This window comes from Klebsiella sp. 2-CIP_Kleb. (assembly GCF_050378715.1).
GTDB lineage: Bacteria > Pseudomonadota > Gammaproteobacteria > Enterobacterales > Enterobacteriaceae > Klebsiella > Klebsiella quasipneumoniae.
Map to the genome: position 1 here is coordinate 1 of NZ_JBNRLG010000006.1, position 21,402 is coordinate 21,402.

16 protein-coding genes, 1 rRNA gene and 1 riboswitch are annotated in these 21,402 nt (G+C 57.3%); of the genes, 11 read left to right on the forward strand and 6 right to left on the reverse strand.

The annotated features are described in order from the left end of the window. A 5S ribosomal RNA gene (gene rrf / locus ACQUTP_RS18585) occupies positions 1–92 on the forward strand; the annotation flags it as partial. A gap of 191 nt (positions 93–283) precedes the next feature. Here rrf and ACQUTP_RS18590 read toward each other — a convergent pair. Beyond that, a complete protein-coding gene (locus ACQUTP_RS18590) occupies positions 284–739 on the reverse strand; it encodes an acetyltransferase (RefSeq protein WP_004206832.1) in 456 nt (151 codons plus the stop codon). Between the two features lie 156 nt (positions 740–895). Here ACQUTP_RS18590 and metA point away from each other — a divergent pair, with 156 nt between their 5' ends. The 4 genes from metA to aceK all read left to right on the forward strand — a co-directional run bounded on the left by metA (position 896) and on the right by aceK (position 6,958). Next, on the forward strand, positions 896–1,825 hold the full coding sequence (gene metA / locus ACQUTP_RS18595) for a homoserine O-acetyltransferase MetA (RefSeq protein ID WP_004206830.1): 930 nt from the start codon (positions 896–898) through the stop codon (positions 1,823–1,825). A gap of 260 nt (positions 1,826–2,085) precedes the next feature. Further along, positions 2,086–3,687 carry a malate synthase A gene (gene aceB, locus ACQUTP_RS18600; protein ID WP_032456808.1) on the forward strand — a complete coding sequence of 534 codons (1,602 nt, stop codon included), beginning with the start codon at positions 2,086–2,088 and terminating at the stop codon, positions 3,685–3,687. Between the two features lie 79 nt (positions 3,688–3,766). After that, entirely contained in the window at positions 3,767–5,071 is a 1,305-nt protein-coding gene (gene aceA / locus ACQUTP_RS18605; RefSeq protein ID WP_004206828.1) for an isocitrate lyase, read from the forward strand. 102 nt (positions 5,072–5,173) lie between these two features. After that, positions 5,174–6,958, forward strand: coding sequence for a bifunctional isocitrate dehydrogenase kinase/phosphatase (gene aceK, locus ACQUTP_RS18610; protein WP_004206827.1), 1,785 nt, complete (start codon positions 5,174–5,176; stop codon positions 6,956–6,958). Positions 6,959–7,008: 50 nt separating this feature from the next. Here the strand turns inward: aceK and iclR are convergent, their stop codons facing one another. Beyond that, positions 7,009–7,839, reverse strand: coding sequence for a glyoxylate bypass operon transcriptional repressor IclR (gene iclR / locus ACQUTP_RS18615; RefSeq protein WP_004206826.1), 831 nt, complete (start codon positions 7,837–7,839; stop codon positions 7,009–7,011). A gap of 194 nt (positions 7,840–8,033) precedes the next feature. Between iclR and metH the strand changes: the two genes are divergently transcribed. After that, complete coding sequence (gene metH, locus ACQUTP_RS18620; RefSeq protein WP_017900133.1) at positions 8,034–11,717, forward strand: methionine synthase; 3,684 nt, start codon at positions 8,034–8,036, stop codon at positions 11,715–11,717. A 129-nt stretch (positions 11,718–11,846) separates the two neighbouring features. Then, positions 11,847–13,478 carry a Na/Pi cotransporter family protein gene (locus ACQUTP_RS18625; protein WP_004206824.1) on the forward strand — a complete coding sequence of 544 codons (1,632 nt, stop codon included), beginning with the start codon at positions 11,847–11,849 and terminating at the stop codon, positions 13,476–13,478. Between the two features lie 112 nt (positions 13,479–13,590). On the opposite strand, the gene pepE is transcribed toward ACQUTP_RS18625, so the two are convergent. Continuing rightward, positions 13,591–14,280 carry a dipeptidase PepE gene (pepE, locus tag ACQUTP_RS18630; protein WP_004206823.1) on the reverse strand — a complete coding sequence of 230 codons (690 nt, stop codon included), beginning with the start codon at positions 14,278–14,280 and terminating at the stop codon, positions 13,591–13,593. Between the two features lie 198 nt (positions 14,281–14,478). Here pepE and rluF point away from each other — a divergent pair, with 198 nt between their 5' ends. Then, entirely contained in the window at positions 14,479–15,354 is an 876-nt protein-coding gene (rluF, locus tag ACQUTP_RS18635) for a 23S rRNA pseudouridine(2604) synthase RluF (protein WP_285756496.1), read from the forward strand. On the opposite strand, the gene ACQUTP_RS18640 is transcribed toward rluF, so the two are convergent. Continuing rightward, positions 15,351–15,623: a DUF3811 domain-containing protein gene (locus ACQUTP_RS18640; RefSeq protein ID WP_004177859.1), complete on the reverse strand. Its 273-nt coding sequence runs from the start codon at positions 15,621–15,623 to the stop codon at positions 15,351–15,353. The two genes, rluF and ACQUTP_RS18640, sit on opposite strands and share 4 nt — an antisense overlap. A gap of 200 nt (positions 15,624–15,823) precedes the next feature. Here ACQUTP_RS18640 and ACQUTP_RS18645 point away from each other — a divergent pair, with 200 nt between their 5' ends. Together ACQUTP_RS18645 and ACQUTP_RS18650 are read left to right on the forward strand one after the other, a co-directional pair. Then, positions 15,824–16,180 carry a type II toxin-antitoxin system RelE/ParE family toxin gene (locus ACQUTP_RS18645; RefSeq protein WP_004206820.1) on the forward strand — a complete coding sequence of 119 codons (357 nt, stop codon included), beginning with the start codon at positions 15,824–15,826 and terminating at the stop codon, positions 16,178–16,180. After that, the gene (locus ACQUTP_RS18650) at positions 16,177–16,515 is read left to right on the forward strand and encodes a helix-turn-helix domain-containing protein (protein ID WP_004206819.1); all 339 of its coding nucleotides are present in this window, start codon (positions 16,177–16,179) and stop codon (positions 16,513–16,515) included. The genes ACQUTP_RS18645 and ACQUTP_RS18650 overlap by 4 nt, the downstream gene beginning before the upstream one ends. Positions 16,516–16,551: 36 nt before the next feature. Here ACQUTP_RS18650 and panS read toward each other — a convergent pair whose 3' ends face one another. Together panS and lysC are read right to left on the reverse strand one after the other, a co-directional pair. Continuing rightward, complete coding sequence (gene panS, locus ACQUTP_RS18655) at positions 16,552–17,481, reverse strand: ketopantoate/pantoate/pantothenate transporter PanS (protein ID WP_136084751.1); 930 nt, start codon at positions 17,479–17,481, stop codon at positions 16,552–16,554. Positions 17,482–17,619: 138 nt separating this feature from the next. After that, positions 17,620–18,969 (reverse strand): lysine-sensitive aspartokinase 3, encoded by a 1,350-nt coding sequence (gene lysC / locus ACQUTP_RS18660; protein WP_017900129.1) that lies wholly within the window; start codon positions 18,967–18,969, stop codon positions 17,620–17,622. 179 nt (positions 18,970–19,148) lie between these two features. Then, a riboswitch (Lysine riboswitch) is annotated at positions 19,149–19,384 on the reverse strand. Positions 19,385–19,732: 348 nt separating this feature from the next. On the opposite strand from lysC, the gene pgi reads away from it, so the two are divergent. Next, positions 19,733–21,382 carry a glucose-6-phosphate isomerase gene (pgi, locus tag ACQUTP_RS18665; protein WP_004206271.1) on the forward strand — a complete coding sequence of 550 codons (1,650 nt, stop codon included), beginning with the start codon at positions 19,733–19,735 and terminating at the stop codon, positions 21,380–21,382. Positions 21,383–21,402: the final 20 nt, after the last annotated feature.

The window sequence follows — 21,402 nt, forward strand, 5'->3', positions numbered from 1 at the left end:
CCACCTGACCCCATGCCGAACTCAGAAGTGAAACGCCGTAGCGCCGATGGTAGTGTGGGGTCTCCCCATGTGAGAGTAGGGAACTGCCAGGCATCAAATAAAGCAGAAAGCCCAGTCGAAAGACTGGGCTTTTTTGCGTTTGTGCCATCCGGGAAGGGTGCCGGCATGCCTCCCCGGTGGCGCTGCGCTTACCGGGGCTACACGATCCGTAGCCCGGACAAGGTGCGCAGCACCGCCTCCGGGGGAGGCTCCTGTCCAAGGGTTAGCAGTTGCGACGTCAATCTTAGTCTGCTTCAGCCTGCTGCTCATGTATCAAATTCAATAACGGATACGGTTGCCCCAGATCGTCCGTTTCAGACCGCCCTGTCACCCTAAAACCCATTCTCTGATAAAACCCGACCGCTTGTTCATTCTGCTCATTTACGTTGGTCGTCAGCTTCGGCGTTAACGACAGCGCATGCTCAATCAGCAATCTCCCCACGCCGCAGCCGCGGACATCTGGATCGACGAACAGCGCATCCATATGATCTCCGGTCAGTAGCATAAAGGCGATCGGCTGGTCCTCCGTGTTAACCGCCACCCACAGCGGAGCCTCCGGTAAAAATGCGCGTACCATCTCCTCCAGCTCCTTTCGATACGCTTTTGACAGAAAGTCGTGGGTGGCGTCGACCGACCGACACCAGATCGCAATCAGTTTATCCCCTTCATCAGGCCGGGAACGGCGGATGCTAATAACCATATTTTCTCCTTTTCTTCATTCTTATATTCTAACTCAATGCGCGCCGTGAAATTTTCTCACCGTGAACATGCAGACTCGACATTCACCCGATTCCTGGTTATCTTCAGCTATCTGGATGTCTAAACGTTTATACGTATGCTATGAGGTAATAGAGTTATGCCAATTCGGGTGCAGGACGAGCTACCAGCCGTCAATTTCTTGCGCAATGAAAACGTCTTTGTAATGACGACAACGCGTGCAACAACTCAGGAAATCCGCCCCCTGAAGGTGTTAATCCTCAACCTGATGCCGAAGAAAATCGAGACGGAGAATCAGTTCCTGCGTCTGCTGTCGAACTCTCCGCTGCAGGTGGACATCCAGTTATTACGCATCGATGCGCGTGAGTCACGTAATACGCCGGCGGAGCATCTGAATAATTTTTACTGCAATTTCGATGAGATCTGCGATCAGAACTTTGACGGCCTGATCGTCACCGGCGCTCCTTTAGGCCTGGTTGAATTTAATGATGTCGCTTACTGGCCGCAGATCAAACAGGTGCTGGAGTGGGCCAAGGATCACGTCACTTCGACGCTGTTCGTCTGTTGGGCGGTGCAGGCCGCGCTGAATATTCTGTACGGCATTCCCAAGCAAACCCGCGCCGAAAAGATTTCTGGCGTCTATGAACACCATATTCTACACCCACACGCCTTACTGACCCGCGGTTTCGACGACTCTTTCCTCGCCCCACACTCACGCTATGCTGACTTTCCGGCAGGGCTTATCCGTGACTATACCGATCTCGAGATCCTCGCGGAGACAGAAGAGGGCGATGCGTATCTGTTCGCCAGTAAAGATAAGCGTATCGCCTTTGTCACCGGCCACCCCGAGTACGATGCCAATACCCTGGCAAGTGAATATTTCCGCGATGTGGAAGCCGGTTTGAACCCTGAGGTTCCCCACAACTATTTTCCGCAAAACGACCCGCAGAACAAACCGCGCGCTACCTGGCGCAGCCACGGTAATCTGCTGTTCGCTAACTGGCTGAACTATTACGTCTACCAGATTACACCATACGATCTGCGGCATATGAATCCAACACTGGAGTAATACTCCGCACGAAACGATCCTAAAGCGTTTCAGCACTTTGCCTCTGGCACCTTCGGGTGCCTTTTTTATTTCCGAAATTTACCTCACAGCTGATGATAACTTTAATTTCATTGTTATCAATATGTTAATGCCATTTTAAAATTAAAATGGAAATTGTTTTTGATTTTGAAAATTAATTGAGTAGTCTTAATTGTGCTGAGCGAAAACTGCACAACGATCTTTCGCTCGCTTCCAGCGGATCAACCAAGAGGAGCAGCACAATGACGCAGCAGGCGACAATCACCGATGAACTGGCCTTTAGTCAGCCCTATGGCGAGCAGGAGAAGCAGATCTTAACGCCTGAGGCGGTAGAATTTCTGACGGAACTGGTGAGCCGCTTTACGCCGGCGCGCAATAAACTGCTGGCCGCGCGTCTGCAGCAGCAGCAGGCTATTGACGATGGACAGCTGCCGGATTTTATTTCGGAAACTGCTTCCATTAGAAATAGCGACTGGACCATTCGTGGTATCCCGGCGGATTTACAGGATCGCCGCGTTGAAATTACCGGCCCCGTCGAGCGCAAGATGGTCATTAACGCGTTGAACGCTAACGTAAAAGTCTTTATGGCGGACTTTGAGGATTCGCTGGCGCCTGACTGGCGTAAAGTCATTGATGGTCAAATCAACCTACGCGATGCCGTGAACGGGACCATCAGCTACACCAATGAGGCTGGCAAAATCTATCAACTGCAGCCCAATCCCGCTGTGCTGGTATGCCGTGTGCGCGGTCTGCACCTGCCGGAAAAGCATGTGACCTGGCGTAATGAGGCCATCCCCGGCAGTCTTTTCGATTTTGCGCTCTATTTCTTTCATAACTACCAGGCGCTGCTGGCGAAAGGAAGTGGTCCCTACTTCTATCTGCCAAAAACCCAGGCCTGGCAAGAGGCGGCATGGTGGAACGATGTCTTCAGCTTTACTGAAGATCGCTTTGATTTGCCGCGCGGCACCATCAAGGCCACGCTGCTGATTGAAACACTGCCGGCGGTATTCCAGATGGATGAGATCCTGCATGCGCTTCGCGACCATATTGTCGGCCTGAATTGCGGCCGCTGGGACTATATCTTCAGCTATATCAAGACGCTGAAAAACCATCCGGACCGCGTACTGCCGGACCGCCAGGTGGTGACGATGGATAAACCCTTCCTTAGCGCCTACTCACGGTTGTTGATTAAGACCTGCCACAAGCGCGGGGCGTTTGCGATGGGCGGGATGGCGGCCTTTATCCCGAGCAAAGATGTCGAGCGTAACCGTCAGGTGCTGAATAAAGTCACCGCCGACAAAGAGCTGGAGGCGAACAACGGTCACGATGGCACTTGGATCGCCCATCCTGGGCTGGCGGATACCGCCATGGCGGTGTTTAACCGCGTGCTCGGCGACAAGCCGAATCAGCTCTCGGTGACCCGTAGCGAGGACGCGCCCATTACCGCCGAACAGCTGCTGGCCCCCTGCGAGGGCGAGCGCACGGAAGCCGGGATGCGCGCCAACATTCGCGTGGCGGTGCAGTACATCGAAGCCTGGATCTCCGGCAACGGCTGCGTACCGATTTATGGCCTGATGGAAGACGCCGCGACAGCCGAGATCTCGCGCACCTCTATCTGGCAGTGGATCCATCATCAGAAAACCCTGAACGACGGCACGCCGGTCACAAAAGCGCTGTTCCGCCAGTGGCTGGCGGAAGAGCTGATGGTGATTCAGGAAGAGCTGGGAGAGCACCGCTTCAGCCATGGCCGCTTTGACGATGCGGCGCGGCTGATGGAGCAGATTACCACCTCCGACGAACTGATTGATTTTCTGACATTACCGGGCTACCGCCTGCTGGCCTAATCGCCAGATGGTGTGGTTCGCCATTTAGTCCTTCACCAATGAGCCTGGAGAGCCAGGAAATTATATGGAGCATCTGCACATGAAAACCCGTACCCAACAAATCGAAGAATTAAACAAAGAGTGGACGAACCCGCGCTGGGAAGGGATTACCCGCCCGTACAGCGCGGAAGAGGTGGTGAAATTACGCGGCTCGGTGAACCCGGAATGCACGCTGGCGCAGCTTGGCGCGGCGAAAATGTGGCGTCTGCTGCACGGTGAAGCAAAGAAAGGGTACATCAACAGCCTTGGCGCGCTGACCGGCGGCCAGGCCTTGCAGCAGGCGAAGGCCGGCATCGAAGCCATTTATCTCTCCGGCTGGCAGGTGGCGGCGGATGCTAACCTGGCGTCCAGCATGTACCCGGATCAATCGCTGTACCCGGCCAACTCGGTACCGGCGGTGGTGGATCGGATCAACAATACCTTCCGCCGCGCCGATCAGATCCAGTGGTCAGCCGGGATTGAGCCGAACGATCCGCGCTTTATCGACTATTTCCTGCCGATCGTGGCGGATGCGGAAGCCGGTTTTGGCGGCGTCCTTAATGCCTTCGAGCTGATGAAATCGATGATTGAAGCCGGTGCAGCGGCTGTTCACTTCGAAGATCAGCTGGCGTCGGTGAAGAAGTGCGGTCATATGGGCGGTAAAGTGCTGGTCCCGACCCAGGAAGCGATACAGAAACTGGTGGCGGCGCGTCTGGCGGCTGACGTGATGGGGGTCCCGACGCTGGTGATCGCCCGTACCGATGCTGACGCTGCCGATTTAATTACCTCAGACTGCGATCCGTACGATCGTGAGTTTATTACCGGGGATCGCACCAGCGAAGGGTTCTTCCGCACCCACGCCGGGATCGAGCAGGCGATCAGCCGCGGGCTGGCCTATGCGCCGTATGCGGACCTGGTGTGGTGTGAAACGTCGAAACCGGATCTTGAGCAGGCGCGTCGCTTTGCTGAAGCCATTCATGCGCGTTTCCCGGGCAAACTGCTGGCCTATAACTGCTCGCCGTCGTTTAACTGGAAGAAAAATCTCGATGATAAAACCATCGCCAGCTTCCAGCAGCAGCTGTCGGACATGGGATACAAGTACCAGTTTATTACCCTCGCCGGGATCCACAGCATGTGGTTCAACATGTTCGACCTCGCCCATGCTTACGCTCAGGGTGAGGGGATGCGCCATTATGTTGAAAAAGTGCAGCAGCCGGAATTCGCCGCCGGGCCGGAAGGCTATACCTTCGTCTCGCATCAGCAGGAGGTGGGTACCGGCTACTTCGACAAGGTCACCACCATTATCCAGGGCGGTGCCTCGTCGGTGACGGCGCTGACCGGCTCGACCGAAGAAGATCAGTTTTGAGCCATGCCCGGTGGCACGACGCTAACCGGGCCTGTGAAGGGATCCAGGCCGGATAAGCGAGCGCGCCATCCGGCCTGACGTGGTGCCGGATGGGGGAGTTCGATGACGCGTGGTCTGGAATTACTGATTGCCCAAACGATATTGCAGGGATTTGACGCTCAGTATGGGCGTTTTCTCGAAGTGACTTCCGGCGCGCAGCAGCGCTTTGAACAGGCCGACTGGCATGCGGTGCAGCAGGCGATGAAACAGCGGATCCACCTCTATGACCACCATGTGGGTCTGGTGGTGGAGCAGCTGCGCTGCATCACGGAAGGAAAGAGCACGGATGCCGACTTTTTGCTGCGGGTGAAAGCCCACTACACCCGTTTGCTGCCGGATTACCCTCGTTTTGAAATTGCCGAGAGCTTTTTCAATTCGGTCTACTGCCGCCTGTTTGACCACCGCTCGCTGACCCCCGAGCGGCTCTTTATTTTCAGCTCGCAGCCCGAGCGTCCTTTTCGCACCCTTCCGCGACCGCTGGCGAAAGATTTTTTTGCCGATCGCGGCTGGCCGCACCTGCTGGGTAAAGTGCTGTCCGATCTGCCGCTGCGGCTGCCGTGGCAAAATAAAGCGCGGGATATCGGCTATATCATTGCCAGTCTGCAGGAGGCGCTGGGGGAGGAACTGCTCGCCACCTGTCATCTGCAGGTCGCCAATGAGCTGTTCTATCGTAATAAAGCCGCCTGGCTGGTGGGCAAACTGGTGATGCCGATGACCACGCTGCCCTTTTTGCTGCCGATCCATCGCAGCGACGAGGGCGAGTTGTTTGTCGATACCTGCCTGACCACCCATGCCGAAGCGAGCATCGTGTTTGGCTTCGCGCGTTCCTATTTTATGGTTTATGCGCCACTGCCCGGCGCCCTGGTGGAATGGCTGCGCGAGATCCTGCCGGGGAAAACCACGGCCGAGCTGTATATGGCGATTGGCTGCCAGAAGCACGCTAAAACCGAAAGCTATCGTGAATATCTGCACTACATCGCTCGCTGCGATGAGCAGTTTATTGAGGCGCCGGGCATTCGCGGGATGGTGATGCTGGTGTTTACCCTGCCGGGGTTTGACCGGGTGTTTAAGGTGATCAAAGACCGCTTCGCGCCGCAGAAAGAGATGACCGCCGCCCACGTGCGCGCCTGCTATCAGCTGGTAAAGGAGCATGACCGCGTCGGGCGGATGGCGGACACGCAGGAGTTTGAAAATTTCGTGCTGGAGAAACGACAAATCGCGCCGGCGCTGCTGGCGCTGCTGCAGGCGGAGGCGGGGAACAAACTGACCGACCTCGGCGACCGGATTGTCATCAGTCATCTGTATATTGAACGGCGAATGGTGCCGCTCAACCTGTGGCTGGAGCAGGTTAACGGCCAGGCGCTACGCGATGCGGTAGAAGAGTATGGGAATGCTATCCGCCAGCTGGCCGCCGCCAACATCTTTCCCGGTGATATGCTGTTTAAAAACTTCGGCGTCACCCGCCACGGCCGGGTGGTGTTCTACGACTATGACGAAATCTGCTATATGACGGAAGTGAATTTTCGCCAGATCCCACCGCCGCGCTATCCCGAGGATGAACTGGCCAGCGAGCCGTGGTACAGCGTCTCGCCGGGGGATGTGTTCCCGGAGGAGTTCCGCCACTGGCTGTGTGCCGACCCGCGCATTGGGCCGCTGTTTGAGGAGATGCATGCCGACCTGCTGCGCGCCGACTACTGGCGCGAACTGCAGACGCGGATTAAAAACGGCCATGTGGAAGATGTCTACGCCTACCGGCGCAAGCAGCGTTTTAGCGTGCGCTATGGCGCCGACAGTAGGCCGGATAAGGCGTTTACGCCGCCATCCGGCAAGGTGCGCCGATCTGCCTGATGGCGCTACGCTTATCAGGCCTACTTAAAATGCCCCGGTGGGGCATTTTTTTATTTAACCCCGCCGTATGCCAGCGTCACTTCCTTCGCCGCTTTGATCACCAGCGCGCCCAGCTCGGTCACCCGGTCATCGGTCATGCGTGAGATGGGGCCGGAGATGGAGATTGCCGCGAACGGTTCGCGGTGTTCATCATAAATGCAGGCGGCGACGCAGCGGAGGCCGAGCGCGTGCTCCTCGTCATCGAACGAGTAGCCCCGCTTGCGGGTCTGCGCTAAATCTTCCTTCAGATGCAGCGGCGAGACCAGCGTGGCATGCGTATAGGCATGTAGCCCTTTACGGTGCAGGAGGCTGGTAACCTGCTCTTCGCTCAGCTGCGAGAGGAACGCCTTCCCGGCGCCGGAGGCGTGCATCGGCAGTTTTCCGCCGATCGGCGCTGACATCCGCATCAGCTGGGTGCACTGCACCTGGTCGATAATGATCGCCTGGTGGTCGCTCTGGTCAAGCACTGCCAGATTCACCGTTTCACCGGAATCTTCCATCAGCTGGCGCAGGATCGGGTGGACAATCGCCAGCAGATTGCGGCTTTGCAGAAAGCTGCTGCCGACCACGAAGGCATGCGCGCCGACGGCCCAGTGGCCCAGCTCGCCGACCTGGCGGACGAAACCCAGCTGTTGCATGGTGGTCAGCAGGCGGTGAGTGGTTGAGTTAGGCAGACCCGCTTGCTGCGCCAGCTCGGTCAGTGCGACGCTGCTGTGGGATTCGGCAATCCATTCGAGCAATTTCAGGCCGCGGGTCAGCGACTGAACCTGACCGCCAGCCTGCTGGGCGGTGGCAGCCGCGGGTTTTCTGCCGCGTTTCGCGGGAACGGGGGTAGTGGCCATCGCGGACTCCTTTTTCTGTATCGTGGAAATAATTTTCGTTTTATTTGGCAATAATGCAATCACAACCGGACTCATCGGAGGAGTGAAGCTGAACATGTCTCATATTGCCCGTTGTCGTCTTTTCCGCTCCGGTGGTTTATGCCAGTATGGTTTGTTGGCTATTTGGCCTGAGTTGAGCGTTGTCGGGAGCAAGTGTGAGCAGCAAAGTTGAGCAACTGCATCAGCAGTTAAAAGAACGTATTCTGGTTCTGGATGGGGGCATGGGCACCATGATCCAGGGCTATCGTCTGAGTGAGCAGGACTTTCGCGGTGAGCGCTTTGCTGACTGGCCGTGCGACCTGAAAGGCAACAACGACCTGCTGGTGCTCAGCAAGCCCGAGGTGATCCGCGAGATCCACGACGCCTACTTCGAGGCCGGCGCGGATATCATTGAGACCAACACCTTTAACTCGACAACCATCGCGATGGCGGATTACCAGATGGAATCCCTGTCGGCAGAGATCAACTTTGCGGCGGCGAAGCTGGCCCGCGCCAGCGCCGACGCCTGGACGGCCCGCACGCCGGAAAAACCGCGCTACGTCGCCGGCGTGCTTGGCCCAACTAACCGCACCGCCTCTATTTCGCCTGATGTGAACGATCCGGCGTTCCGTAATATTACCTTTGACCAGCTGGTGGCCGCCTATCGCGAATCCACCCGGGCGCTGGTGGAAGGTGGCGTGGATCTGATCCTGATTGAAACGGTATTTGATACCCTGAATGCCAAAGCGGCCATCTATGCGGTAAAAGAGGAGCTGGAGGCGCTGGGCGTTGACCTGCCGCTGATGATCTCCGGCACCATTACCGATGCCTCCGGCCGCACGCTTTCCGGGCAGACCACCGAAGCTTTCTATAACTCGTTGCGCCACGCCGAAGCCTTATCGTTTGGTCTGAACTGCGCCCTCGGGCCGGACGAACTGCGCCAGTACGTCCAGGAGCTGTCGCGCATCGCTGAATGCTACGTCACCGCGCACCCGAACGCCGGCCTGCCCAACGCCTTCGGCGAATACGATCTGGATGCCGATACCATGGCGGCGCAGATCCGCGAATGGGCGGAAGCCGGTTTCCTTAATATCGTCGGCGGCTGCTGCGGTACGACCCCGGAGCATATCGCCGCCATGAGCCGGGCGGTAGCGGGCCTGCCGCCGCGCCAGCTGCCGGAAATCGCGGTGGCCTGCCGCCTCGCCGGCCTGGAGCCGCTCAATATCGGCGATGACAGCCTGTTCGTTAACGTCGGCGAACGTACCAACGTTACCGGCTCGGCGAAATTTAAACGCTTAATCAAAGAAGAGAAGTACAGCGAAGCGCTGGACGTCGCGCGTCAGCAGGTGGAAAGCGGCGCGCAGATTATCGATATCAACATGGACGAGGGGATGCTCGACGCAGAAGCGGCGATGGTGCGCTTCCTCAACCTGATTGCCGGCGAGCCGGACATTGCCCGCGTGCCGATCATGATCGACTCCTCCAAGTGGGAAGTTATTGAGAAAGGCCTGAAATGCATTCAGGGCAAAGGCATCGTTAACTCGATTTCGATGAAAGAGGGCGTCGAACCCTTTATCCACCATGCGAAACTGGTTCGCCGCTACGGCGCTGCGGTAGTGGTGATGGCCTTTGACGAAGTGGGCCAGGCTGATACCCGCGAACGTAAAATTGAGATTTGCCGTCGCGCCTACAAAATCCTCACCGAAGAGGTCGGCTTCCCGCCAGAAGATATTATCTTTGACCCGAATATCTTTGCGGTGGCGACCGGTATCGAAGAACACAATAACTATGCCCAGGACTTTATCGGCGCCTGCGAAGACATCAAACGCGAGCTGCCGCATGCGCTGATCTCCGGCGGGGTCTCCAACGTCTCCTTCTCTTTCCGCGGCAATGACCCGGTTCGTGAGGCGATCCACGCCGTATTCCTCTACTATGCGATCCGCAACGGCATGGATATGGGGATCGTCAATGCCGGTCAGCTGGCCATCTATGATGACCTGCCGGGCGAGCTGCGCGACGCGGTGGAGGACGTGATCCTCAACCGCCGCGATGACAGCACCGAAAGATTGCTCGAACTGGCGGAAAAATATCGCGGCAGTAAAGTTGACGACGGCGCCAATGCCCAGCAGGCGGAGTGGCGCAGCTGGGAGGTGAAAAAACGCCTCGAATATTCGCTGGTGAAGGGCATTACCGAATTTATCGAACAGGACACCGAAGAAGCGCGTCAGCAGGCTGCCCGCCCGATTGAGGTGATCGAAGGGCCGCTGATGGACGGCATGAACGTGGTCGGCGATCTGTTCGGCGAAGGCAAAATGTTCCTGCCGCAGGTGGTGAAATCCGCTCGCGTCATGAAACAGGCGGTGGCCTACCTTGAGCCGTTTATCGAAGCCAGTAAAGAACAGGGCTCCAGTAACGGCAAAATGGTGATTGCCACGGTAAAAGGCGACGTTCATGACATCGGCAAAAACATCGTCGGCGTGGTGCTGCAGTGTAATAACTACGAAATCATCGATCTTGGCGTGATGGTCCCGGCGGATAAAATTCTCAAAACCGCCAAAGAGGTGAACGCGGATCTCATCGGCCTTTCCGGGCTGATCACCCCGTCGCTCGACGAGATGGTTAACGTGGCGAAAGAGATGGAGCGTCAGGGCTTTACCATCCCGCTGCTTATTGGCGGCGCAACCACCTCGAAAGCGCATACGGCGGTGAAAATCGAGCAGAACTACAGCGGCCCGACCGTTTACGTACAGAACGCCTCGCGCACCGTCGGGGTGGTGGCTGCGCTGCTCTCGGATACGCAGCGCGATGAGTTTGTCGCCCGCACGCGCAAAGAGTATGAAACCGTGCGTATCCAGCATGGACGTAAAAAACCGCGCACCCCGCCGGTGACCCTGGCGGCCGCACGGGAAAACGATCTGGCCTTTGACTGGGAGAGCTATACGCCGCCGGTGGCCCATCGCCTGGGGATTCAGGAGGTGGAAGCCAGTATCGAGACGCTACGCAATTACATCGACTGGACGCCGTTCTTTATGACCTGGTCGCTGGCGGGTAAATATCCGCGCATTCTGGAAGATGAAGTGGTAGGGGAAGAGGCGCAGCGCCTGTTCAAAGACGCTAACGAGCTGCTGGATAAACTGAGCGCAGAGAAAACCCTCAACCCGCGCGGCGTGGTGGGCCTGTTCCCGGCCAACCGGGTGGGCGACGATATTGAAATCTATCGCGATGAAACCCGCACCCACGTGCTGACGGTGAGCCATCACCTGCGCCAGCAGACGGAGAAGGTCGGCTTCGCCAACTACTGCCTCGCCGACTTTGTGGCGCCGAAGCTGAGCGGCAAAGCGGACTACATTGGCGCCTTCGCCGTCACCGGCGGCCTGGAAGAGGACGCGCTGGCGGAGGCCTATGAAGCGCAGCATGACGACTATAACAAGATCATGATCAAGGCCATCGCCGATCGTCTGGCGGAAGCCTTCGCCGAGTATCTGCACGAGAAAGTGCGCAAGGTCTACTGGGGGTATGCGGCCAATGAGAACCTCAGCAATGAGGAACTTATTCGCGAGAATTACCAGGGGATCCGTCCGGCGCCGGGGTATCCGGCCTGTCCGGAGCACACTGAAAAAGGCACCATCTGGCAGTTGCTGGACGTCGAAGCCCATACCGGCATGAAGCTTACCGAATCGTTCGCCATGTGGCCGGGGGCATCGGTTTCCGGCTGGTATTTCAGCCATCCGGACAGCAAGTACTTCGCCGTGGCGCAGATCCAGCGCGACCAGGTCGAAGACTACGCGCGGCGTAAAGGGATGACCCCGGCGGAAGTCGAGCGCTGGTTAGCCCCTAATCTGGGCTATGATGCGGACTAGTCGTTATCTTTCCTTACAACTAACAAGGCGCTCTGTGAGCGCCTTGTCTCTTTATTGAGGTTAACCCCTTATACTGAGATAGGTTCCAGAACGTCGGAACACCTATAACGATAAGGAGAAGCTGATTCCGTGTTAACTCTGCTACACCTGTTGTCCGCGGTCGCTCTGCTGGTGTGGGGCACGCATATCGTGCGTACCGGGGTGATGCGCGTCTATGGCGCTCGCCTACGTACCGTTCTCAGTAGCAGCGTAGAGAAAAAGCCGCTCGCCTTCTGCGCGGGTCTTGGCGTGACTGCGCTGGTGCAAAGCAGCAATGCCACCACCATGCTGGTGACCTCGTTTGTCGCCCAGGATTTAGTGGGCCTCACGCCGGCGCTGGTGATGGTGCTGGGCGCCGACGTCGGGACGGCGCTGATGGCGAGGGTACTGACCTTCGACCTGTCGTGGCTGTCGCCGTTGTTGATATTTATCGGGGTGATTTTCTTCCTCGGCCGCAAGCAGACCCGCGCCGGGCAGCTGGGGCGTGTGGGGATCGGCCTTGGGCTGATCCTGTTGGCCCTGGAGCTGATTGTGCAGGCCGTCCACCCCATTACCCAGGCCAACGGCGTGCAGGTGATTTTTGCCTCGCTGACCGGGGATATCATGCTGGATGCCTTGATTGGCGCTGTATTCGCGATCATTAGCTACTCCAGCCTGGCGGCGGTGCTGCTGACCGCGACGCTGACCGCGGCGGGAGCGATCTCTTTCCCGGTGGCGCTGTGCCTGGTGATTGGCGCCAACCTGGGATCGGGGCTGTTGGCGATGCTCAACAACAGCGCGGCGAACGCGGCGGCGCGCCGGGTGGCGCTGGGCAGCCTGCTGTTTAAGCTGGTGGGGAGCCTGATCATTCTGCCGTTCGTCCATCCGCTGGCCGCGGCGATGCACAAGCTGCCGTTGGCGGAGTCTGAGCTGGTTATCTACTTCCACGTTTTTTACAACCTGCTGCGCTGCATCGCGATGGTGCCTTTTGCCGGACCGATGGCGAAGCTGTGCCAGCGCATGATCCGCGATGAACCCGAGCTGGATAACCATCTCAAACCCAAGCATCTTGACCCGTCGGCGCTGGACACCCCGGCGCTGGCGCTAGCCAACGCCGCGCGCGAGACGCTGCGCATTGGCGACGCGATGGAGCAAATGCTGGAGAGCCTGCATAAGGTGATGCATGGCGAACCGCGTCAGGAGAAAGAACTGCGCCGCATGGCGGACGATATCAACGTCCTCTACACCGCCATTAAGCTCTATCTGGCGCGAATGCCAAAGGATGAGCTGGCGGAAGAAGAGTCCCGGCGCTGGGCGGAAATTATTGAGATGTCGTTAAACCTCGAGCAGGCCTCCGATATCGTCGAGCGGATGGGCAGCGAGATCGCCGATAAATCGCTGGCGGCGCGTCGCGCCTTCTCGGTGGAAGGGTTAAAGGAGCTGGACGCCCTGTACGATCTGCTGCTCAGCAATCTGCAGCTGGCGATGTCGGTCTTCTTCTCCAGCGATGTGCCGAGTGCCCGTCGCCTGCGGCGCAGCAAACACCGGTTCCGCATTCTTAACCGCCGCTACTCGCATGCGCACGTTGACCGCCTGCATCAGCAGAACGTGCAGAGTATCGAAACCAGTACGTTGCATCTGGCGCTGCTGGGGGATATGAAGCGCCTGAACAGCCTGTTCTGCTCGGTGGCTTACAGCGTGATGGAGCAACCGGATGAAGACGACGAACGGGATGACTACTGAGCCATTCCCCGGCGGCGCTGTGCTAACCGGGGTTTTGCGTTTGGACGTCCCGTTGAGGCAGCCCGGATAAGGCGCAATGCGCCGCTATCCGGGAAACGTTAGCCCCCCAGGCTCAGAAGCGGTGGCCCGCAGGCAGGGTTATCGCTTCTTCCCCCGCTTTGAACAACAGCGTCGGGTTCGGGCCGCCGAGCGTCGCGTGACCATCGGTGACCTGGATCCAGTTTCCTTCCGGCAAACCAATCACCGTTAATTCCGGCGCCACGACCAGCAGTTCGCGGATACGCTGTTCGCGGGTTTCGCCCTGATGCCCGGTCGGCAACGCGTTGGTGAAGTGCGGGTTAATCTGTAGCGGGAACAGCCCCAGCGCATCAAATCCCTGCGGATCGACAATCGGCATATCGTTGGTGGTGCGAATGGTCGGGCAGGCGAGGTTTGAACCTGCGCTCCAGCCGATATACAGCGCCCCGCGTTTGACGACATCGACAATCGGCGCCAACAGACCGCGACTGCGGCACGCTTTCAACAGCTGGAAGGTGTTCCCGCCGCCGACGATCACCATCTCGGTGCTTTCAATGGCGGCGATAGGGTCGTCGACGCTGTGGATACCGGTTACGCTGACCGCCATGGGCGCCATAACCGCAGCCACTTTGGCCGTGTAATCATCCCAGGATTGCGTCACGCCAGCGAAGGGGATGAATACCGCCTTACGGCGGCCTTTGACCTGACCGGCAATCAGCGGCAGGGCGTGTTCCAGCCAGGCTTTCCCCGGCAGCGTGGAGTTACTGAGTAACAGCAGTTCCATCTTTTCTTCCTGTTTTAAAAATATTATTGAAGCAGAAATTCTAGCATCGCCCCCATACCGGCGCGCTGATATGGCGCATGATGTAGGTAAGCGGAATGCTGTTCACAAGCCCGACGAAGCTTCTGGATAATGAATCACACAATCCAGGTTTTTTCTCGCCCACAAGGTAGGGTATATTTCGCTTTTACAGGAGAATCTATGCTGCCCGACTCATCAACCCGATTAAACAAATACATCAGTGAAAGCGGCATCTGCTCGCGTCGCGAAGCGGACCGCTTTATTGAACAAGGCAACGTCTTTATCAATGGCAAGCGCGCCACGATTGGCGATCAGGTGAAGCCTGGCGACCTGGTCAAAGTTAACGGACGGTTGATTGAGCCGCGCGAAGCGGATGATCTGGTGCTGATTGCGCTGAATAAGCCGGTCGGCATTGTGAGCACCACAGAAGACGGCGAGCGCGACAACATTGTCGATTTCGTCAACCACAGCAAGCGTATCTTCCCTATCGGCCGTCTGGATAAAGACTCCCAGGGGCTGATTTTCCTCACCAATCATGGCGACCTGGTGAATAAGATCCTGCGCGCCGGCAACGACCATGAAAAAGAGTATCTGGTTACGGTCGATAAGCCGGTGACCGATGATTTCATTCGCGGCATGGGCGCGGGGGTACCGATTCTCGGGACCGTGACCAAAAAATGTAAGGTAAAGAAAGAGGCGCCGTTCGTTTTCCGCATCACCCTTGTGCAGGGGTTAAACCGCCAGATCCGTCGCATGTGCGAGCACTTTGGCTATGAAGTGACGAAGCTTGAGCGTACGCGGATCATGAACGTCAGCCTGACGGGGATCCCGTTGGGTGAGTGGCGCGATCTGACCGATGACGAGCTGATCGACCTGTTCAAGCTGATTGAAAACTCCTCTTCCGAAGCGAAGCCGAAAGCGAAGCCGAAGGCCAAAGCGGCGACCCCCGGGATCAAGCGCCCGGTGGTGAAGGTGGAAAATAGCAACGATAAAGGCCGCCCGGCTGGCAACGGCAGACGTTTCACCCAGCCGGGACGTAAAAAGAAAGGGCGCTAACGCCTGCCGCGGGTCGGCGTATTCGCCGACCAGGAAAAGGTTGCTTCCTTATCCGTCTTATAAGCCTGCTGTTTTTTCACCTGGCGGGCTTTCTTCGCTTCCGCTTCGCGCTGCGCCATCAGCTTATCGATATATTCCTTTTTCACGCTGTTCGTTTCCGCATTGCTCAGCGGGCGGCCGTGCGCAATGCGCGCGCGGTCAAGCAGCGTTTTCAATTCGCGCTGTTCGCGCTCGGTCATCTCTTTTTGTGTAATTCGGGGGAGTGCCATGGTGGTGCCCTCAGTCAGACCAGAGCACCCAGTGTACGGTAATCAGCGCAAAATAGAACGCATCCGGAAAGCGCCTCGCAGAATATTTCCCTCGTTCGTGACCCGTGAGGTGAACTGGCTTAGGGTAACGGCACGATCAACCTGTTATCGACGATAAATATCGGGCGAGTGGTGTATAAAATTTTATACAAGGATGTGGTATGCTCAATCAGCAACCAAGATTAAGGCGTATCGTCTGGATGGGCTCTTCCTTTGACGATCTGCGCCAGTTTCCTGAGGACGTCCGCAGAGATGCTGGATTCCAGCTTTATCGTTTACAGTCAGGTTTAGAGGCTGCGGACTGGAAAGCAATGCCTCAACTGGGACGGGGGGTTGAAGAAATCCGCCTGCGCCACTTTTCCGGTGCATATCGGGTAATTTATCTGGCCCGTTTTGCAGAGGCGATATATGTCCTGCACTGTTTTAACAAAAAGACGCGCCGGACCGCCGAACACGAAAAACAGATTGTCAGAAGCCGTTTGCGGGTTATACAGCAGGAACACAGGAGTCATAAATGAATCGTAAGAGTGTGGATGGTATCCGTCATGTGACCTCTGAAGAGAGCAATATATTCAGTGAACTGGGCTTTGATGATGCTGACGCAGAGCAGCTTCGCGGACAAGCGGAAAAAGAAGTTGAGCAGTTGATGGCGCTTAAACGACAGTTAATGCAGGAAATCGCTGAGTGGATAGATGAACATCAATTGAAGCAGGCCGATGCTGCCGCGAAGTTGAGCATTTCGCGCCCACGCATTTCAGATGTGGTCAATCAGAAAACCAGTAAGTTTACCCTGGATGCGTTAGTCATGATGTTAATGAAGTTAGGTAAACCAGTACGTTTGCAGATTGGATAACGCACACGCCCGGGCCTGCGCCCGGACGTGTCACGCTCAGCGCTTGCTGGCTTTTTTGGCGATGGGCTTCCCTGACCAGTATCCGGCCAGCAGCGAACCGGACAGGTTATGCCAGACGGAGAACAGGGCTCCCGGCAGCGCCGCCAGCGGGCCGAAGTAAATTTTACCCAGCGCGGCCGCCAGGCCGGAGTTCTGCATCCCTACCTCGATCGCCAGCGTACGGCAGGTGGATTCATCAAAACCAAACAGACGTCCGCCCCAGTAGCCGCCGAGCAGGCCAATGGTGTTATGCAGGATCACCGCGATAATCACCACCAGGCCAACGGACGCGATATGGGCCGCGGAACCCGCCACCACCGCGCTGATGATCGCCAGAATGCACACCATCGAGAAAGCGGGGAGGAACGGTTCCACCGCTTTCACCACCTTCGGCAGCAGATGATGGACAATCAGCCCCAGGGCGATGGGAATGACCACAATCTGCAGAATGCTCAGCAACATCCCCATGACGTCGACCTGAATGTGCGCGTCGACGTACAGACGGGTCAGCAGCGGCGTCGCGATGACGCCGACCAGGGTGGAGACCGAGGAGATAGTCACCGACAGCGCCACGTCCCCTTTGGCCAGAAAGATCATCACGTTGGAGGCCGTCCCGCTGGCGACGCTGCCCACCAGCACCATCCCTGCGGAGAGCTCCGGCGGCATATGAAACAGCAGCGCCAGCAGCCAGGCGGCGAGCGGCATCACCAGATAGTGCAGAAATATCCCTGCAGCGACCGGCGTCGGACGCGACAGGACGCGTTTGAAATCCGCCAGCTTTAGATGTACCCCCATACCGAACATAATCAGCATCAGCAGGGTGGTAACCCACGGGCCGATCGGGGTGAAAGTGGTGGGGGTGTAATAGGCCAGAACGGAGAGCAGCAGTGCCCATAACGGGAACAGCCGCGTCAGAGTTGCGAGCATGTTGTGTTCCTTGCGATACGCAAACCGGCCGCGCCGAACCGGTAGGGCGGCGAGCTGGTCAGCTGGTTGTGTTGATGTTGTTATAAAAAAGCCGGGTTCGAGCCCGGCTATAGGTATTGTTTATCGTGCTAAGGAATTTTATTCAAACAAATTATGATGCAACGTCTGCACCACCTTCTCCGCATCGGCGCCAGGGACCAGGAAGCAGAGGTTGTGGCTGGATGCGCCATAGCAGATCATGCGGATGTTAAACGGATCAAGGACGCCAAACACCTCTTTGCCGACGCCGCAGGCTTTCGACAGCTCGTTGCCGATCAGGGCAACCAGCGCCAGGTCTTCTTCCACTTCCACGCGACACAGCGAGGAGAGCTCGGTCAGCAGCGCCTGGGTCAGCAGGGTATCGCCCGCAGAGGTTGAGCCAGTGGTGTCCATGGTCAGGGCCACGCTCACTTCGGAGGTGGTGATCAAATCGACGGAGATGTTATGGCGCGCCAGAATACCGAACACTTCGGCGAGGAAGCCGCGGGAGTGCAGCATATTCAGGCTGTGTAGCGTCAGCAGCGTCTGGCGGCGACGCAGCGCCAGCGCGCGGAACAGCGGCGGGTTCTCGGTGGTTTTACACACCAGCGTACCGCCCGCTTTAGGTTCTTTACTGGATCCGACAAATACCGGGATATCGCTGCGCACGGCAGGCAGCAGGGTCGCCGGGTGCAGCACTTTAGCGCCGAAGGTGGCCATTTCCGCCGCCTCTTCAAAGGCGATGACGTCGATGCGTTTCGCCGCTGGTGCGACGCGCGGGTCGGTCGTATAGATCCCGGGCACATCGGTCCAGATATCGACGCGGGTGGCATTCAGCGCTTCGCCGAGCAGAGCGGCGGTATAATCGCTGCCGCCGCGGCCGAGGGTGGTGGTGCGGCCCTTCGCTTCGCTGCCGATAAAGCCCTGCGTCACCACCAGGCCTTCCGCGAGACGCGGCGTCAGCTGCTGCTGGGTCAGTTCGGCGACAGCGGCGATATCCGGTTCGGCGCGGCCAAAGCGATCGTTAGTGCGCAGCACTTTACGGGCGTCAAACCATTGCGCCTGAATTCCGCGTTCACGCAGAATCTCCACAAACAGCAGGGTGGACATCAGTTCGCCATGGCTGACCAGTTCGTCAGTCAGCGCGCTAGAGGAGGCGAGCGCGGCGGCTTCCGCCAGCGTGGTGATATTTTCCAGCAGGCGCTCAATCTCTTCGCGGATCACGTTGGGATAGCGCAAACGCTCCAGAATATTGAACTGGATCTGGCGCAGAGCGTCCAGCTGGGAAAAACGTTCGGTGGGTTCCAGCCCTTCCGCTAAGGCCACCAGAATGTTGGTCACGCCGGCAGAGGCGGAGAGCACAACAATACGGGTATTGGCATCAAGCAGCGCCACATCAATGCTGCGGTTCATCGCGTCAAAATCAGCAACGCTGGTGCCGCCAAATTTGGCGACGACTAAATCTGTCATAACAACCTCGTGTCAGGGGGCCTGACTTATTAAAACGATTCCTGAACACCTATCCTGGCAGGGGCTGGATGCCGCCGGATCGCAACAAAATGTCTTAATAAGCCAGGCCAAATTATTCAGCCATGGCACAAGGGAAGAGCGATAAACAGGGTGGCGCAGAATGATAAACAACTACGATGTCACCCAGAAGTGCTCCACCTTGTAGACCCGACTCACCGCTCTGGGCGCTGAAGTGTTCGGGTATGAAACGCCCGACTGCGAACGTTTCTGGTGACAACCCAGGGGATTCAGCCCCTGTGGCCGGTGAGGAGCGTAACCAGACGCTCTTTCACCTCGGCGTTGCTCCCCCTCACGTATTTTCGCCGGACTGGTTCCTCCAATACGGTTACCTGGGCAACGCACCTCTTCTGGCAATTACCGACGTCTTTCACCTGGCCGGGGGAATAAGGACATTATATCCCCCGCGAATACCCTTTCGCTGTAGCGTGAAATGCGCGAGCAATAGATACTTACAATACGTAAGCACTGCGGATATATAAAGGCTTAACGCCAGCTATGTCAACGCTGCGGTTATGCGGATTTTTCATGCCCCTGCGGCTAACAGAAAAAAGCCTTATGATAGCTATACTAATGGGGCTTTTTACTCCGTATTGACCCGATTCCTGACCGGCGTCAGGGACAAGTCACAAAAATCATCACAATTTTCCGTCACCGGCGCTACAATCGACCGAAGTCACAATCTCAAATCAGAAGAGTATTGCTAATGAAAAACATCAACCCAACGCAGACCTCTGCCTGGCAGGCATTACAGAAACACTTCGACGAAATGAAAGATGTCACTATCAGCGAGCTGTTCGCCAAAGATAGCGACCGTTTTTCTAAGTTTTCCGCGACGTTTGACGATCTGATGCTGGTGGACTTCTCCAAAAACCGCATCACCGAAGAGACGCTGGCTAAACTACAGGATCTGGCGAAAGAGACCGACCTGGCGGGCGCCATCAAGTCGATGTTCTCCGGTGAAAAGATCAACCGCACCGAAGATCGCGCGGTACTCCACGTCGCGCTGCGCAACCGCAGCAACACGCCGATTGTGGTTGATGGCAAAGATGTGATGCCGGAAGTGAACGCTGTGCTGGAGAAGATGAAAACCTTCTCTGAAGCGATTATCTCCGGTAGCTGGAAAGGCTACACCGGCAAACCGATCACCGACGTGGTCAACATTGGTATCGGCGGCTCCGACCTCGGTCCGTTCATGGTCACCGAAGCGCTGCGTCCGTATAAAAACCACCTCAACATGCACTTTGTCTCCAACGTCGATGGCACCCACATTGCCGAAGTGCTGAAGAGCGTCAATCCGGAAACCACCCTGTTCCTGGTCGCGTCCAAAACCTTCACCACCCAGGAGACCATGACCAACGCCCACAGCGCGCGCGACTGGTTCCTGGCGACCGCGGGCGACGACAAGCACGTGGCTAAACACTTCGCGGCGCTCTCCACCAACGCGAAAGCGGTTGGCGAGTTCGGCATCGACACCGCCAACATGTTCGAATTCTGGGACTGGGTTGGCGGCCGTTACTCCCTGTGGTCGGCGATTGGCCTGTCCATCATTCTCTCCGTGGGCTTCGACAACTTCGTTGAGCTGCTGTCCGGCGCGCATGCGATGGATAAACACTTCTCCACCACCCCGGCGGAGAAAAACCTGCCGGTACTGCTGGCGCTGATCGGTATCTGGTACAACAACTTCTTCGGGGCAGAAACCGAAGCGATTCTGCCGTACGACCAGTACATGCACCGTTTTGCCGCCTACTTCCAGCAGGGCAACATGGAGTCCAATGGTAAGTATGTTGACCGTAATGGCCACGCCGTGGACTACCAGACGGGTCCGATCATCTGGGGCGAGCCGGGCACCAACGGTCAGCACGCGTTCTACCAGCTGATCCATCAGGGCACCAAAATGGTACCGTGCGATTTCATCGCCCCGGCTATCACCCACAACCCGCTCTCCGATCATCATCCGAAGCTGCTGTCCAACTTCTTCGCCCAGACCGAAGCCCTGGCCTTCGGTAAATCCCGTGAGGTGGTGGAGCAGGAATATCGCGATCAGGGTAAAGATCCGGCGACCCTGGAGCACGTGGTGCCGTTCAAAGTGTTCGAAGGCAACCGCCCGACTAACTCCATCCTGCTGCGTGAGATCACCCCGTTCAGCCTCGGGGCGCTGATTGCTCTGTACGAGCACAAAATCTTCACCCAGGGCGCGATCCTCAACATCTTCACTTTCGACCAGTGGGGCGTTGAGCTGGGCAAACAGCTGGCTAACCGCATCCTGCCGGAGCTGAAAGACGGCAGCGAAGTCAGCAGCCACGACAGCTCCACTAACGGTCTGATTAACCGTTATAAAGCCTGGCGCGCATAACGCTTGCGCAGCTAAGACGG